At 69.3% G+C, this 13932-nt stretch carries 17 protein-coding genes; 5 read left to right on the top strand and 12 right to left on the bottom strand.

Features of this window, described 5'->3' with window-relative positions; genetic code table 11:
- Positions 1-95 precede the first annotated feature (95 nt).
- Positions 96-653 carry a GTP cyclohydrolase I FolE gene (gene folE / locus EI73_RS07805; RefSeq protein ID WP_255344507.1) on the top strand — a complete coding sequence of 186 codons (558 nt, stop codon included), beginning with the start codon at positions 96-98 and terminating at the stop codon, positions 651-653.
- 64 nt (positions 654-717) lie between these two features.
- Here folE and EI73_RS07800 read toward each other — a convergent pair whose 3' ends face one another.
- The 5 genes from EI73_RS07800 to EI73_RS07780 all read right to left on the bottom strand — a co-directional run bounded on the left by EI73_RS07800 (position 718) and on the right by EI73_RS07780 (position 4939).
- The gene (locus EI73_RS07800) at positions 718-1152 is read right to left on the bottom strand and encodes a Fur family transcriptional regulator (RefSeq protein WP_034385744.1); all 435 of its coding nucleotides are present in this window, start codon (positions 1150-1152) and stop codon (positions 718-720) included.
- A 152-nt stretch (positions 1153-1304) separates the two neighbouring features.
- Positions 1305-2927: a catalase gene (locus tag EI73_RS07795; protein ID WP_034385743.1), complete on the bottom strand. Its 1623-nt coding sequence runs from the start codon at positions 2925-2927 to the stop codon at positions 1305-1307.
- Between the two features lie 195 nt (positions 2928-3122).
- Entirely contained in the window at positions 3123-4328 is a 1206-nt protein-coding gene (locus EI73_RS07790) for an FAD-binding oxidoreductase (protein WP_034385742.1), read from the bottom strand.
- 122 nt (positions 4329-4450) lie between these two features.
- On the bottom strand, positions 4451-4648 hold the full coding sequence (locus EI73_RS07785) for a hypothetical protein (protein WP_034385740.1): 198 nt from the start codon (positions 4646-4648) through the stop codon (positions 4451-4453).
- Positions 4649-4690: 42 nt separating this feature from the next.
- Positions 4691-4939, bottom strand: coding sequence for a hypothetical protein (locus EI73_RS07780; protein ID WP_034385737.1), 249 nt, complete (start codon positions 4937-4939; stop codon positions 4691-4693).
- A gap of 70 nt (positions 4940-5009) precedes the next feature.
- On the opposite strand from EI73_RS07780, the gene EI73_RS07775 reads away from it, so the two are divergent.
- Together EI73_RS07775 and sufU are read left to right on the top strand one after the other, a co-directional pair.
- Entirely contained in the window at positions 5010-6185 is a 1176-nt protein-coding gene (locus tag EI73_RS07775) for a M20 family metallopeptidase (RefSeq protein WP_034385735.1), read from the top strand.
- 3 nt (positions 6186-6188) lie between these two features.
- Complete coding sequence (gene sufU / locus EI73_RS07770; protein ID WP_034385733.1) at positions 6189-6605, top strand: Fe-S cluster assembly sulfur transfer protein SufU; 417 nt, start codon at positions 6189-6191, stop codon at positions 6603-6605.
- On the opposite strand, the gene EI73_RS07765 is transcribed toward sufU, so the two are convergent.
- Genes EI73_RS07765 through EI73_RS07755 form a run of 3 tightly spaced genes read right to left on the bottom strand, consistent with a single transcriptional unit; the run spans position 6602 to position 9163 of the window.
- A complete protein-coding gene (locus EI73_RS07765) occupies positions 6602-7819 on the bottom strand; it encodes a VWA domain-containing protein (RefSeq protein ID WP_034385732.1) in 1218 nt (405 codons plus the stop codon). The two genes, sufU and EI73_RS07765, sit on opposite strands and share 4 nt — an antisense overlap.
- Complete coding sequence (locus EI73_RS07760) at positions 7816-8694, bottom strand: MoxR family ATPase (protein WP_034385730.1); 879 nt, start codon at positions 8692-8694, stop codon at positions 7816-7818. Before EI73_RS07760 ends, EI73_RS07765 begins: the two co-directional genes overlap by 4 nt.
- Positions 8695-8698: 4 nt before the next feature.
- The gene (locus EI73_RS07755) at positions 8699-9163 is read right to left on the bottom strand and encodes a carbon monoxide dehydrogenase subunit G (protein WP_034385729.1); all 465 of its coding nucleotides are present in this window, start codon (positions 9161-9163) and stop codon (positions 8699-8701) included.
- Positions 9164-9253: 90 nt separating this feature from the next.
- Between EI73_RS07755 and EI73_RS07750 the strand changes: the two genes are divergently transcribed.
- On the top strand, positions 9254-9910 hold the full coding sequence (locus EI73_RS07750) for a nucleotidyltransferase family protein (RefSeq protein WP_051935448.1): 657 nt from the start codon (positions 9254-9256) through the stop codon (positions 9908-9910).
- Between the two features lie 44 nt (positions 9911-9954).
- Here the strand turns inward: EI73_RS07750 and EI73_RS07745 are convergent, their stop codons facing one another.
- From EI73_RS07745 to EI73_RS07730, 4 genes are read right to left on the bottom strand one after another with little or no spacing between them, the layout of a single operon-like run.
- Entirely contained in the window at positions 9955-10845 is an 891-nt protein-coding gene (locus tag EI73_RS07745) for a cation diffusion facilitator family transporter (RefSeq protein WP_034385728.1), read from the bottom strand.
- 5 nt (positions 10846-10850) lie between these two features.
- A complete protein-coding gene (locus tag EI73_RS07740) occupies positions 10851-11597 on the bottom strand; it encodes a CHAD domain-containing protein (protein ID WP_034385727.1) in 747 nt (248 codons plus the stop codon).
- Complete coding sequence (locus tag EI73_RS07735; RefSeq protein ID WP_034385726.1) at positions 11594-12415, bottom strand: metallophosphoesterase; 822 nt, start codon at positions 12413-12415, stop codon at positions 11594-11596. The genes EI73_RS07740 and EI73_RS07735 overlap by 4 nt, the downstream gene beginning before the upstream one ends.
- 1 nt (position 12416) lies before the next feature.
- Positions 12417-12674 carry a hypothetical protein gene (locus EI73_RS07730; protein ID WP_034385724.1) on the bottom strand — a complete coding sequence of 86 codons (258 nt, stop codon included), beginning with the start codon at positions 12672-12674 and terminating at the stop codon, positions 12417-12419.
- A 111-nt stretch (positions 12675-12785) separates the two neighbouring features.
- On the opposite strand from EI73_RS07730, the gene EI73_RS07725 reads away from it, so the two are divergent.
- The gene (locus EI73_RS07725; protein ID WP_034385722.1) at positions 12786-13673 is read left to right on the top strand and encodes a metallophosphoesterase; all 888 of its coding nucleotides are present in this window, start codon (positions 12786-12788) and stop codon (positions 13671-13673) included.
- Positions 13674-13932: the final 259 nt, after the last annotated feature.

Raw genomic sequence — 13932 nt, 5'->3', positions numbered from 1 at the left:
AATCACTCGCGTCCCGTGCGGCGCGGGAAGGAGCTGTCATCTTGACCACCCCCCCCCACATCAGCGCCGACGACGAGCGGCAGGAAGTGCCGGGTCTGAGCGACCTGACGTATCACTGGCTGACGGCGATCGGCGAGGACCCGGACCGCGAGGGGCTGCTGAAAACCCCGCAGCGCGTGGCCAAAGCTTGGAGTTTTCTGACGGCGGGCTACCACCGAACCCTGGCCGACGCCGCCGGAGACGCCGTCTTTGAGGCCGAGGGCAGCGAGATGGTGATCGTCAAGGACATCGAGTTCTACTCCATGTGCGAGCACCACATGCTCCCCTTCTACGGCCGGGCGCACGTGGCCTACATCCCGGACGGGAAGATCCTGGGTCTGAGCAAATTCGCGCGGATCGTGGACCTGTACTCACGGCGGCTGCAGGTCCAGGAGCGGATCACGACGCAGATCGCGGACGCTGTGGAGGAGCTGCTCTCTCCCCGGGGGGTGGCGGTTCTGATGGAGGGCGTGCACCTGTGCATGGCGATGCGGGGGGTACAGAAGCAGAACTCAAGCACGACGACGAGTGCCATGCGCGGGCTTTTCAAGGAGGACGCCCGTACCCGCGCCGAGTTCATGAGTGCCGTTCAGAACACGCTGCGCAGCCGCTGAGCCGGAGAGAAGCTCCAGGGAGGAGATCACAGAACAGTTGGCCTGCCCCTCGCCCGCGCTGCGGCTAGGGGGCGGGCAGGTCTGCTTCCTGGCATTCTGGGCATAGACCCTGCAAATCCACCCGCGTCTGGGCCACCAACCACCCCTGTGCCTGACCGCGGGGCCGCAGGTCCGGCAACTCCAGGGTGATGTCCGCGAGGCGGCCGCAGCGCAGGCAGACCAGATGCGCGTGAGGCTCGAGGTTGGTATCGTAGCGCACCTCCCCGTTTTGCCCGATCATCTCTCCGATCAGCCCGTGCTCGCTGAAGGTCTTGAGGTTCTGGTACAGCGTGGCGATGCTGATGGGATGACCGGAGGCGCGCAGGCGGTCCCAGATCTCCTCAGGGGTGAAGTGACCGCTGCTGCGCGCAAAAAACTCCAGCAGCCGCAACCTCGGCTGCGTGACCCGCAGCCCGGCGTGTTCCAGGAGGTGCTGAAGTTGCTGTGTGGCGCTTGACATTCCTGATCCTGCGCTTCCCCCTCACGGGCGGCTCGGCCGCGGCCGAGCCTTGCTTTCTCTCTTTCTATTGTTGGGGCTGAAGAGCCGGCAGACAAGCCTACAGAATCAAAAAAGTCCGGCCCGGGGGGAGCCGGACTGCGGACCGAAGGGGCTCAGTAGGGCTGGGCCTCGCGGCTGCGCGCTTCGGCCTGCTGCACAGCCTGCTCCTTTTTCTGGGCGTCACTCTGGCGGGCCTGTTCGATGCCTTCGCGCACGCGGCGGCCGTAGTCGGGATCGGCTTGGGTGAAGTACTCCAGCATCCGCTCGCGGATGGGCTCCGACACGTCTTTGAGGGCCAGGGAGAGATTCTTGATCAGCTCCTCGCGTTCCCAGTCCTCAAAGGCGCGGTACTGCTCGCCCGCCTGCTTGAAGTTGTTGGTGCGGTCGATGCTCTGGCGCACGAGGTGACCCTGGATAAAGGGCGTGTGGTCGGGGTGGCTGCGCGGGGCTTCTACCAGACCGTTCAGCAGCGAGGGCTCGTAGTTCACGTGCGGGTTCTGGCCGGGCGCGGTGTCCACCCGGTACGTCATCTGGCCGTCGCGCTGGTTGGTCGCCACGTGCTTTTTGGGCGCGTTGATGGGCAGTTGCAGGTAGTTGGGGCCCACGCGGTAGCGCTGGGTGTCCGAGTAGGCGAAGGTGCGGCCGACCAGCATCTTGTCGTCACTAAAGTCCAGCCCGTCCACCAGCACGCCCGTGCCGAAGGCAGCCTGCTCGACCTCTGCGAAGTAGTTCTCGGGGTTGCGGTTGAGGGTCATGCGGCCCACCGGCAGCCAGGGGAACTGCTCTTTCGGCCAGATCTTGGTGTCGTCGAGGGGGTCAAAGTCCAGTTCGGGGTGTTCGCCGTCGGGCATGAGCTGCACGAAGAGCTCCCACTGGGGATAGTCGCCGCGCTCAATCGCCTCGTACAGGTCTTGGGTGGCGTGGTTAAAGTTCTTGGCCTGGATTTTTTCCGCTTCCTCCTGGGTGAGGTTGCGAATGCCCTGGAGGGGCTCCCAGTGGTACTTGACGAGGACTGCCTCGCCCCGGTCATTCACCCACTTGTAGGTATTCACCCCCGAGCCCTGCATCTGGCGGTAGTTGGCCGGAATACCCCAGGGCGAATACAGCAGGGTGATCATGTGGGTGGCTTCCGGAGTGCCCGCGAAGAAGTCGAAGATGCGCTCCTGGCTCTGGATGTTGGTGACTGGATCGGGCTTTTGCGAGTGAATCAGGTCGGGAAACTTGATCGCGTCACGGATGAAAAACACCTTGAGGTTGTTGCCCACCAGGTCCCAGTTGCCGTCTTCGGTGTAGAACTTCACCGCGAAGCCGCGCGGGTCCCGCAGCGTCTCCGGCGAGTGCCCCCCGTGCCCCACCGTCGAGAAGCGCACAAAGACTGGGGTCCGCTTGCCGGGTTCCTGGAAGAGCTTGGCGCGGGTGTACCGGCTGATGGGCTCGTCACCCACCTTGCCATACGCCTCGAAGTACCCGTGCGCCCCGGCGCCGCGCGCGTGCACCACCCGCTCCGGAATGCGCTCGCGGTTGAAATGCGAGAGCTTTTCCAGGAAGTGGTAGTTCTCCATGGTCGCTGGGCCGCGGTTGCCCACCGTCCGCATGTTCTGGTTGTTGGTGACCGGGTGGCCCTGCCGTGTGGTCAGGGTCCGCGGGGTCTCCTCGGCGGTCATGCGGGCGTCCTGGGTGCCGCCCACACCCTGGGCCGCCGTGTTGTGTTCCGGGAGCTTGTCGTGATCGCTCATACCTTCTCCTTTGTGGCTGCCGGGAGCGCCTCATGCAAAAAAACAGCTGGCCCCGTCCGCGACACCGGGCGCCTGGGCGACCCGCCCGACGCGCAGTCGCTCCTAGAAATCATAATCATTATGACTTTGTTCGTCCAGATGAGAGCGCCGCCTCGCGGCTTGAGCGGGCCTTGAGCGTGGCGCACCGGAGTGGGTTCAGCGGTCGAGACGAAAAAGCCGCAGATCCGGCGCGGGCCGCCCCAGGAGGTGATCCGTCAGCAGGCGCGCCGCCTGAACGCTGTAGGTGATCCCGTTGCCCCCGTAGCCCAGGGCAAACAGCAGGCAGGGATTCCCCGGCTGCGGTCCAATAAAGGCCAGGCCGTCCGGCGTCTCGCCAAAGGTTCCGGCCCAGGCAAAGGCAACCTCTGTCTTGAGCCCCGGGAGCAGCTTTTCGAGCCGCCGTTCCAGCCGGCGCTGTTTGGCAGGAAGCCTGCGGTCACGCCGCGCCGGGCTGTGGTGGTCGTCGTCCTCTCCTCCAATGAGAATGCGGCCTTCGGCGGTTGTGCGGGCATACAGGTAGGGCCGGGCCGTCTCCCAGATCAGGCAGCTGGTCGGCCAGGGCTTCTGCGCTTCCGGCAGGGGTTCGGTCACCAGGGCGTAGGTGTTCTTGAGCCGCGCCAGGCGCTGGCCGGCAAAGCGCTCGGCCTCGTAGCCGGCGGCCACCACCACACGCCGCGCCTGCACGCGGGCTGCGCGGGCGGTGTGCGCCACGTACCCGTTCTGGGTGGCCTCCAGCTCAGTGACCTCGGTGCGGTCGTAGACCCGTGCGCCCCGCGCCTGCACCCGCTGCAGCAGGTGCTGGGTGAGGCGGTAGGGGTCAAGCTGCGCGCCGGCGGGGCTGAAGAGGGCGGCTGGTGCTCGCAGGCCGAAGCGCTCCTGTACCTCCGGCCCGCTCAGGAATTCGACCTGGAGTCCGGCGCGGGTGCGGGCGGCGTACTCGGCCTGCAGCAGACGGCTGTCACGCGAACGGGAGGCGTAGTACAGGCTGCCCGGCCGCTGAAACCCGCAGTTGTCCGGAAGCGTTCGGGTAAGCGCCTCCAGCCGGTCGATGGCGTCGCGGCACAGCAGGTAGGCCCGCTCGGCATCCCGCTGGCCGATCATCCGGGTCAGGTCCACCAGGTTCGTGTCGATCTCGTACTGGAGGAGAGCTGTGCTGGCACTCGTGCTGCCGAATCCGGCGTCCCGGCGGTCAAGCACCACCACGTCCAGTCCCGCCTCGGTCAGAGCGTCGGCCACCAGCGCACCCGTGATCCCCGCTCCAATCACCAGCACGTCGGCCCGCTCGTTTTGCCCTAAGGGCGGATAGGTGTAAAGGAGACCGTTCTTAAGGGGCCAAAACGCCGTGCCGCTACGCAACTCCATACGGCCCGACTCTAGAGGCGGGTGGCGGGGAGAACTGTACGGTTCAGGCAACTTTCGGGCGGCGGATCCCAGCAGCGTGCCACCCCGGCGGCAAGAACCGGGGCGGCTTGGGGAAAGAGCCTTCAGAACCAGCGGCTTCGGCGCTTGCCCAGCCGACGTTCGGCCTGCCCCAGCAGAAAATCAAGGGCGCGGTCCCGCTTGCGAAGCCGGGCATACTTGCCGCGCTTGGCCTGCTGGTTGCGGCGAAGCAGGCGGAGCACTTCCAGGGCGATGGGCGCGTAGACCAGCCACTTGTTGGCCTTGCTGCGGGTCTTTTTCATAACTTCCTCTACGGCCCTGCAGGCAGAAAGGTTGCAGGGCAGCTAGCTGGGTTCATCCTCACCGCTCCTCGGCTGAGGCACACTCCGGGCGGCGTGCAGGAGGGCCAGGGCATTCAGCTTGCTCTGCACGCCCAGCAGGTGCCCGTGTGCGGCGAGCAGGTGGGCGGCGTAGCGGGGCACTTCTCCCTGCTGCACGTGCCGCGCGGCGGTGCGGAGGTGGGCGGCGGCCACCTCCAGTTCCTGGGCGGCGTGAAGGGCGTCGGCGGCGACTTGCGAGCGAGCGTCCGGCATGCCTCAGTGTGACGGAGACCGGGACCGAGCTGGTCACGCAGCTGCGGTCCTGCGGCCCTACACTGGGGGCATGACCCAAATGGTGGAGAGGGGAACGCTCCGTGACCAGCTTGTCGCGTGGCGGCGGCACCTGCATATGAACCCGGAAGTCGGCTTCGAGGAGCACGAGACGGCGGCGTACATCGAGGGCGAGCTGCGCAAGATGCCGGGCCTCACGGTGACCCGCCCCACGGCGACCAGCGTGCTGGCGGTCCTGAAGGGTGGGAAGCCGGGCCGCACGGTGCTGCTGCGCGCCGATATCGACGCCCTCCCCATCGAGGAGGAGAACACCTTCGAGTTCCGCTCGCGGAAGCCGGGGGTGATGCACGCCTGTGGCCACGACGGGCACACGGCGATCCTGCTGGGCGTGGCCAGCCTTCTCGCCGAGAGCGCCCAGGAGGTGCCGGGCGAAATCCGCATGATCTTCCAGCACGCCGAGGAGATCGGGCCGGGCGGCGCGGAGGAACTCGTCATGGAGACGAACCTGATGGACGGCGTGGACGTGGTGACGGGGCTGCACCTCAATTCTCAGCTTCCGGTCGGGGTGGTGGCGGTGAAGCCGGGCGCGTTTATGGCCGCACCCGATAGCCTGCACCTCACCATCCGCGGTCGGGGCGGGCACGGCGCGCACCCCGAGCAGACGGTAGACCCCATCGCGGTGGGTGCGCAGGTCGTCACGAACCTTCAGCACGTGGTCAGCCGAAATGTGGCGGCGCTCGACGCGCTTGTCGTCTCCATCACGTCCTTTCACGCGGGGACCACCCACAACGTCATTCCCGATACGGCGGTGTTGCAGGGCACGGTGCGGTCCTTTGATCCCGAGCTGCGGCAGCGCGCACCGAGGCTGATCGAGCGGGTGATCCGGGGCGTGTGTGAGGCACACGGCGCGACGTACGAGCTGAAGTACGAGTTCGGTTACCGTCCCGTCATCAACACCGACTGGGTGGCCGCGCAGCTCAAGGAGATCGCGCTGGCGACGGTGGGAAGCGAACACTACCAGGACGCGCAGCCCACGATGGGCGGCGAGGACTTCAGTGCCTACCTGCAAAAGGCTCCCGGCGCGTACTTCAATGTGGGTGCGGGCAGCGACGCGGCCGACAGCCGCTGGCCGCACCACCATCCCCGCTTTACCATCGACGAGGACAGCCTCGTGACGGGGGTACAGATGCTGCAGGCTGCCGCGCTGCGCCTCGCCCAGCCGGAGTAGGCCGTGCTTCCCGAAGCCCTCGCCCGCCAGATCATCAGTGACCACGGCGAGCACCCGCGCGGCAGGGGAGAACTCGCGGGTGCTCGCCACGCCGCGCGCGACAACCCCGGCTGCGGTGATCAGGTGACCGTCTGGGTGCGTGTGGAGGAAGAACGGCTGGCCGAGCTGCGCTTTACCGGGCGTGGCTGCGTCATCAGCCAGGCGAGCGCCAGCCTGATGACGCAGGTGCTTGCCGGGCGGTCCCTCGCGGAGGTCCGTGACCTCGCGGCCCGGTACCGTGCGATGGTGATGGGCGAGGCTCCGCCCGATCCGGCGTTAGGCGACCTGGTGGCCTTTGCTGGTGTAAGCCGCCTGCACGCGCGGCGCCGCTGCGCGCTTCTCGCCTGGAACGCGCTGGAGGCGGCGCTGGCGGGAGGCTAGGTGCTCCGGAGCAGGCGGGCCAAGCCGTAGAGGTCAGCGACGTCCCCTGCGGGAAGAAAGGCATGCAGGTGAGGAAGAGCCGCCTGCACCGCCCGCTGCACCGGCTGATAGCCCGGGGTGGCGGCAAGCGGCGAGAGCCAGATCAGGCGGCCCGCGCGGGCTCGCAGGTCACGCAGGGCGCGGGCGAGCACGTCGGGGTCGCCGGTGTCGAGGCCGTCACTCAGGATGAGGACCACCGTATTTCGGTGGACGCGGTCCCGTTCCTCGCGGGCGAGGCGCAGCAGGTTCTCGCCGATGCGAGTGCCACCTCCCCACGCCTCGCCGAGGTCGGGCAGGGTGAGGGGCTGAGCGGGGGAAAGGCAACGCAGCTGCGGCGTGAGGCGAGTCAGGCCTGTGCTAAAGGCGTAGACCTCCACCCGGCGGGCGCGCAGCTGGAGGGCAAAGGCAAAGCGCAGCAGCTGCGCTGCCGAGCGGCCCATACTGCGGCTGCCGTCCAGCACGAGCAGAAAACGCGGGGCGTGGCGGGGCCGCCCCAGCCAGCGGGGCACGGCGGCGTCTCCGGCGGTGCGGGCGGCCTCGCGCAGGGTGCGGCGGGCATCGAGCTTCGGGCCCTGGGGCTGGCGTCTGAGCCGGCGTTCGCGGCCAAGCTCCGCAGCACGGGCGACGGCGCTGGCGGCCCGCAGCAGCTCGGGCAGGTCCGCCGCTCCAGCCTGAACCGGGGTGCCGGCACCGGCCTGGGGGCTCAGGCGCACGCGGAGCGGCGGGGAAGGGGCAGCGGGCCCCTCGCTCCCAGCAGGCTGCGGCTCCAGTGCCTTTCCGCTCGGCAGCTCCGGAGCCGGGCCGTCTTCCTCGCCCGGGTCCGCTGAAGGCGTCAGGAGCTGACCTGTCTCCCTTCCCGTTGCCCGTGGAGGCGGGCGCGGTGTTCCTGCGGCGGGTCGCGCGGGTGGCGGAGCAAGGGCCGGCGGCCGCCCTACTGGCGAGCGGAAAAAGGCGTCGAACGCCGCGTCGAACATCCGTGCCTGCTCCGGCGTGCTCGTGAGGACAGCCCGCAGCGCGTCACGCACCTCGGTCACGTGCAGCACGTTCACGGCCGCCACCGCCCGCAGGGCGTCGGCCACCTCGCCCGGCCCGATGAGGAAGCCGTGCTCGTCCCGCAGCCGCCCGGCGAAAGCGCTCACCTGCGCGCTGAGGCGAGCGGGGAGGGAACCGGTCATGGACCGGCGTTCCGCGCCGCAAGACGGTCGAGCGTGGGCCGGGCCAGCCGCTGGTCCTCATGCAGTTTGAGCACTGTTCCCAGCGTGAGCGTGAGGGCCTCGGCATCGAGGTGGTCACGGTGAAGGGTGAGGAGTGCGGCGGCCCAGTCGAGGGTCTCCGCGACACCCGGCGGTTTGCCCAGCGGCAGCGCGCGCAGGGCGTGCACAGCGTCCGTGACCTGCCGGGCGAGCGCCTCATCTATTCCCGGCAGGCGGGCGCGCAGGATAGCGAGTTCCTGTTCCTGGGAGGGGTACTCCACCCACTGGTACAGGCAGCGGCGGCGGAGCGCGTCACTCAGCTCGCGGGAGCGGTTACTCGTCAGGATGACGTGTGGACGGGAGACAGCCGTCAGTGTGCCCAGCTCGGGGACGGTCACCTGCCACTCGGCCAGCAGCTCCAGCAAAAACGCCTCAAAGGCCTCGTCTGCGCGGTCCACCTCATCGATCAGGAGAACGGGGGGCGCCGCCTGGCGAATCGCCTCCAGCAGCGGCCGCTGCATCAGGAATTCCGGGCCGTACAGGTCGGCGTCGCTCACGGGCCGCCCGCTCACCTCCGCCGCGCGCAGGTGCAGGAGCTGCCGGGCGTAGTTCCACTCGTAGAGGGCGGCCGGCGCGTCCAGCCCCTCGTAGCACTGAAGGCGGATCAGCCGAGTGCTCAGCACGGTGGCCAGCGTTTTGGCCGCCTCGGTTTTGCCCACGCCCGCCGGGCCTTCCAGAAGCAGGGGCTTCCCCAAGGCCACCACGAGCCGCAGGGCCGTAGCGAGGGCGTCCCCAGCCACGTAGCCCCGCTCGCGAAAGGCCGCCTGGAGGTCGGTGAGGGCCGGTGCTTCGGTCACGGCCTCACGCCAGCGTTCCGGCGCTGGCCCCCACCTGCGTGCTCAGGTTCTGGAAGGTCTGCCGGATCAGCTTTTGGGCCTGTGCGTCCAGCACCCGCCCGCCCACGGTTGCCACCGGCCCCCGCATGGTCGCGTCTCCCGTCCAGTTCAGCGTGGTCGTGCCGTCCCCGTTGTCGACGATGTCTGCCCCTGCCGTGAGGTCCACCACGCTCCCGAGGCCGCCCCCCTGCACCTTCACGTTCACGCGGTTCGCCGCCGGGTCAGGCTGCACCTCGATGTTGAACTTGAACTTGCCCCGCACCATCCCCACGCCCACCTGCACGGTCGCGTCCAGGCGGTTCTCACCGTGAACCACCACCTCCTGCACGTCCGGCAGGCAGCGGGCCACCCGCTCCGGGTCCTGCACAAAGGCCCACACCGCCGCCGGGGGAGCCTTGACCTGTTCCTGACCGCTGTAACTGAGTTTCATGGGGCACCTCCGAAAGAAGCCGGGTGGTCTGACTTCCCCCATTCTGCCCCAGCCCGTGAGCGGTGTGCCCGGCAGAAGTAGACTGCAACCATGCCCCACCCTTCTGGACCGCCTTCCTTGGCGGCGGTGGCGGGTGTGCTGCTCGCCGCCGGGCGCAGCACCCGCCTCGGCCACCCCAAGCAGCTGGCGGCTCTGTGGGGAGAACCTCTCGTGCGGCATGCGGCGCGGGCTTTGGCGGCGGGTGGACTCTCCCACCTGTTGGCGGTCGTCCCCCCGGGCGAGGTAGGGGAGAGGGTGCGGGCGGCCCTGGCCGACCTGCCCTTTGCCTTTGCCGTCAACCCCGAGCCGGAGCGGGGAATGGCGGGCTCCTTTCGCGCCGCCGTGGCTGCCCTGCCCGCTGGGGTGGCCGGGGCGCACTTCGCGCTTGCCGACATGCCCCGGCTGACCGGCGAGGCGCATGCTCGCCTGCTCGCCGCCTTCCGGGAGACGGGCGCTCCGCTGGTGCTGGCCGAATACGGTGAGCCGGGGGGAGACGCGGTGCTCGCGCCGCCGCACCTCTTTCGCGCGGACCTGCTGGCGGCCCTGCGGGAGCTTCCCGACGCTGACCACGGGCCGCGTCTGCTGCTGCGGCAGTGGGCGGGGCAGGCGGTCCGGGTGCGTCTTCCCGCCCCACTGCTGGCGGATGTGGATACCCCAGGCGATCTGGCGCGACTGGAGGAGGAAGGCCCGGCTGGGGAACGAGCTTAGCGGGGGTTGTGGGGCAGCAGGGCGCGCCGGGCCCTTCGCCCGCCCTACGGGTGCAGCGGCTCAGCGTGTCCCGTGTGGAGGCCTTCCGGCTCCACCTGCACGGTGGTATGCCTGATGCCGTAGCGCTCTGCGACCACCCGCACCTGTGGGAGCAGGGCAGCTGGAGCCCGGTCGCTCACGAGGTGCGCGCTGAGGTTGTGTTCGCCGCTCGTGACGCTCCAGACGTGCAGGTCGTGGACCTCCTGTACGCCGGGAAGGGCCTGGAGGTCGGCGCGCAGGGCATCGAGGTTCAGGCCCTCGGGCACCCCTTCAAGCAGCACGTTCACGCTGGCTCGCAGGAGGGTCCAGGTGCGGGGGAGGACCCACAGGCCGATCAGGGCGGCGAGAACGGGGTCCACCCAGGCGAGGCCGCTGAACCGGATGACCAGTGCCCCCACGATCACCGCGGCCGAACCCAGCAGGTCACCCAGAACTTCGAGGTAGGCGGAGCGGACATTCAGGCTGTGTTCGCTGCCCCCGGCGAGGACGCGCGCGCTGATGAGATTCACCAACAGGCCCAGCACGGCCACCAGCAGCATCGGCGTGGTCTGAACGGGGACGGGCTCGCGCAGACGCTCGTACGCCTCCAGCAGGAGGAAGAGGCCGAGGGCGAAGAGGACTGCGGCATTCAGGGCCGCCGCCAGAACCTCCGCCCGGCGGTACCCAAAGGTGCGCCAGCGATCAGCGGGCCGCGTGCCGAGGCGCAGGGCGAACAGGGAGAGGGCGAGCGCCGCCACGTCCGTGAGCATGTGCCCGGCGTCCGACAGCAGCGCGAGGCTGCCGAAGAGGAAGCCGGAGACGACCTCGACGATCAGGAACGTGCCGGTGAGGGCCAGCGCAAGGCCGAGCCGACGGGCGTTGGCGGCCTGGCCGTGGCCGTGAGCGTGTTCGGCCATAGCGGCTACGGCACCTGGTCTTGTTCCGGTGCTTGCGGCCGCAATTGCCGGGCCAGCTCCGGGAACAGCTCGCGCACGCGCTCCCGCGCCGCATGCCGCGCCGTCTCCTCGCGGGCGATCAGTCGAGCACGCTCGAAGCGCAGGAGGTCGGGATCACGGTGCAGGATCGCGAGCACCACCTCAGCGTCCTGCAACCGGCCCAGGGCTTCGAGCATGTCGGTGACGGCCGGGGGCACCTCTCCCAGCAGGGCCAGCGTGTAGCGGTGGCGTTTGAGGCGTTTGCGCCAGGCATGCCACTGTTCGGGGTCCGAGGAGGCCAGCGCGGCTTGACCCTCACGCACAAGCTTCGCCCTGTCCTTTTCGAGCAGCCGCCGCGCCCGGCCCTTCCAGCCGCTCGCAAGCGCAAAGGAGGTCGGGCGCTCCGGCCAGGTGGTTTGTGCGAGCAGGGCGGCCCGCCGCTCGGCCCAGGTCTGGTCGAAGTAGGCGAGGGTGGAGGTGGGCACGTCCAGCTCAAGCAGGGCGCTGCGCAGGTGCTCGCCCGCTACGTCGTGGTCACGCAGGGGAGCCGCGGCACGGCGCAGCTCGCGCCAGGCCCGTTCTGCCTTCTTGCCGGCGTTCGCGACGCGCAGTTCCGCCTGTGCCCGCCGGCTGAGCTTGCGGGCCTCGTGGACGGCCCTGGGGTCGCCCGCCCGCAGGTCGTCCCATAGGGGCTTGAGTTTCTCGGCGGCAGCACTCCGTTTGCTCTTGCTCATGCGGGTCTCCTCGTCAGGGTCACGGTCCGCGTGGGCAGCGGCTCACCAAAGGTCGGGTACCGGCGTGCCGCTCCCGGATGGCCCGGACCCTCCAGCACCGTGACGGCGGGGCGCCCGGAGACCGTCACGGGGAGCAGCGCGAGGCGGCCCGTCTCATAGGCGCCCAGATCGAGGTAGACGTGTCGTCCCAGCCGTACGGGTTCACGAACGGGTGTATGTCCGTGCACGCTGTAGGTGACACCTTCCGGCAGAGCAAAGGGCCCGTCATAGGGCCGCAGCCACAGCGCCGCCGACTCCGGGCTGGGGTACTGCGGGTGCCGCACAGGGGGACTCGCGTGGGCCACCAGGACGCTTGCTTCTGCCGGTGGCGAGGCGTGAATCTCCCCGTCTGCCGTCACGTAGACCACCCGTCGGAGTGCGTCAAGGTACGCGGCAAGCCCGGGCGGAAACCCCTCCAGCGTCAGGCCACCCGCCTCGCGGCGCACGCTTTCGCCGCCATTCTCCATCCACCAGCGCAGGCCTTCCAGGGCCCGGCGGTAGTCGGCGGGGTTTTGCGAGGCCAGGTACTGCCGGAAGTGTCGCAGGCCCTCTTGCGCCATGCGCTCGTGGTTGCCCATCAGCAGGGTCGCGCGGCCCTGGCGCTGCAGGTCGAGCAGCACTTCGGCACACTGGAGGCTCTGTGGCCCCCGGTCGATGGCGTCTCCCAGGCTAAGCAGGTGCGCGTCCGGGCCATAGGTGGCCGCGATATAGGCGGCGGCCTCGGCGAGCAGGTCCGCCCGTCCGTGCAGGTCTGGAAGGAGAACGACCTGACGCGCCACGTCAGCGCTCCTCGTGCTCGTCCACGAAGTCGAGGAGGGTCTGTTTGCTGCGCTCGCGCAGCAGCCGCGCGCCGGCGGGGTCCGGGGTGAAGGTGACGCCCTCCCCGGTCGGAATAATCCGGTAGGCCGCTCCCTCCCGCACACCGGGCAGCCACTCCACGGGGAGCTGGTAGGTGCGGCCCCGCGTGTCCTCTACGTCCGCGAGGCCCGCGTCCTCGTCCAGCACGTCCACCACCAGCAGATCACCGGCCCACGTCATGGGGGCAGTGTAGCCCGCCCGGCTCCGCCCCTGAGCAGAAGGCCAAGAAACAGCGAACGGGTGCGTCTTTCGGCGGATGGACCCTTCATCCCCACGCGCTACCCTGCCCCCATGCCGGACTCCGCCTCGCCTCGCCTGACCCGCCGCCGCATGCTGCGCGCCCTGCTGGGGGGCGGCTTGGCGGCCGGGGTTCTGGGCGGAACGGGCGTGGCTCAGGCGTACCGCTTCGGCGTGACGCGCGCGCAGACCACCCTGCCTGGCCTGCGCGCGCCCCTGCGTGCCGCTTTCCTGACGGACCTGCACTACGGCCTGTATGTCTTTGCGGGAAGCGTCCGCGCCTGGGTGGAGGCCGCGAACGCTGAGCGCCCCGACGTGGTGTTGCTGGGGGGCGACCTGCTGGACACGCGCAAGGACGCTGATCCCGCGCCCCTGCTCCGCGAACTCGCTCGGTTGCGTGCGCCGCTGGGCGTCTACGGCGTGTGGGGCAATCACGATTACGGCAGCTTTGGGCGGTATGACCGCTCGGGGCTGGGCCAAGCGGCAGCCGGCTGGGAGGCGCGGCGAGAAGAGCTGCGGGCGGCGTTTGCCCAGGTGGGGGTAACCCTCCTGCGCGATGAGGACCGCGCCCTGCGAGAAGACCTGTACCTGGGCGGCGTGGACGACTTCTGGTACGGTCAGCCCGATCCCCGCGCCGCCCTCGCGGGCGCCAGAACCGAGCAGGCTACGCTGCTTCTCAGCCACAATCCAGATCTGTTGCCGGAGCTGCCGAGCCGGGTAGGCCTCGTTCTGTGCGGCCATACCCACGGCGGGCAGATCCGAGTCCCCCTCCTTGGGGCGCCGGTCGTGCCCAGCCGTTACGGCGAGCGGTACGCGATGGGCTGGGTGACGGGCGCCCATGAGACACCCGCCTACGTCAGCCGCGGCCTGGGCACCAGTGGCTTTCCCCTGCGGATGCTGTGCCCGCCGGAAATAACGCTGCTCACGCTGCGGCCCGCCTAGGGCCTTTCCCGTCCAGACAGGGCCCCCGAGCGCAGGCCCCTTTCCCGGCATGCTGAACAGGCCCACCTGTTCTGGCTGGGGCCGGTCTTCTGCATGCTTATGCAAAGCGCTGCTCGTCCCCTTTTGCCCCCGCGTCACGCTGCTTGGCGCTGGGGGACAACAGGCGTTTAAACAACCGCCGCGCGCCCCTTGCATTTAAATGTACCTTTAATGCAGCGGCTTGCACACGGGGCAAGCCGGATTTCGCCCCAGGGGAGCG

Source organism: Deinococcus sp. YIM 77859 (assembly GCF_000745175.1).
Lineage (GTDB): Bacteria > Deinococcota > Deinococci > Deinococcales > Deinococcaceae > Deinococcus.
Note: the sequence above shows the minus strand (reverse complement) of the source record. Positions and strands in the feature narration are given on the sequence as shown.

What these genes read in the sequence shown, in the direction of transcription:
- EI73_RS07755 (WP_034385729.1), bottom strand. Translation starts at nt 9,163, where the DNA reads ATGAAACTCAGTTACAGCGGTCAGGAACAGGTCAAGGCTCCCCCGGCG.
- EI73_RS07730 (WP_034385724.1), bottom strand. Translation starts at nt 12,674, where the DNA reads ATGACGTGGGCCGGTGATCTGCTGGTGGTGGACGTGCTGGACGAGGAC.
- EI73_RS07795 (WP_034385743.1), bottom strand. Translation starts at nt 2,927, where the DNA reads ATGAGCGATCACGACAAGCTCCCGGAACACAACACGGCGGCCCAGGGT.
- EI73_RS07775 (WP_034385735.1), top strand. Translation starts at nt 5,010, where the DNA reads ATGACCCAAATGGTGGAGAGGGGAACGCTCCGTGACCAGCTTGTCGCG.
- EI73_RS07790 (WP_034385742.1), bottom strand. Translation starts at nt 4,328, where the DNA reads ATGGAGTTGCGTAGCGGCACGGCGTTTTGGCCCCTTAAGAACGGTCTC.
- EI73_RS07750 (WP_051935448.1), top strand. Translation starts at nt 9,254, where the DNA reads ATGCCCCACCCTTCTGGACCGCCTTCCTTGGCGGCGGTGGCGGGTGTG.
- EI73_RS07765 (WP_034385732.1), bottom strand. Translation starts at nt 7,819, where the DNA reads ATGACCGGTTCCCTCCCCGCTCGCCTCAGCGCGCAGGTGAGCGCTTTC.
- EI73_RS07785 (WP_034385740.1), bottom strand. Translation starts at nt 4,648, where the DNA reads ATGAAAAAGACCCGCAGCAAGGCCAACAAGTGGCTGGTCTACGCGCCC.
- EI73_RS07725 (WP_034385722.1), top strand. Translation starts at nt 12,786, where the DNA reads ATGCCGGACTCCGCCTCGCCTCGCCTGACCCGCCGCCGCATGCTGCGC.
- EI73_RS07740 (WP_034385727.1), bottom strand. Translation starts at nt 11,597, where the DNA reads ATGAGCAAGAGCAAACGGAGTGCTGCCGCCGAGAAACTCAAGCCCCTA.
- EI73_RS07745 (WP_034385728.1), bottom strand. Translation starts at nt 10,845, where the DNA reads ATGGCCGAACACGCTCACGGCCACGGCCAGGCCGCCAACGCCCGTCGG.
- EI73_RS07780 (WP_034385737.1), bottom strand. Translation starts at nt 4,939, where the DNA reads ATGCCGGACGCTCGCTCGCAAGTCGCCGCCGACGCCCTTCACGCCGCC.
- EI73_RS07800 (WP_034385744.1), bottom strand. Translation starts at nt 1,152, where the DNA reads ATGTCAAGCGCCACACAGCAACTTCAGCACCTCCTGGAACACGCCGGG.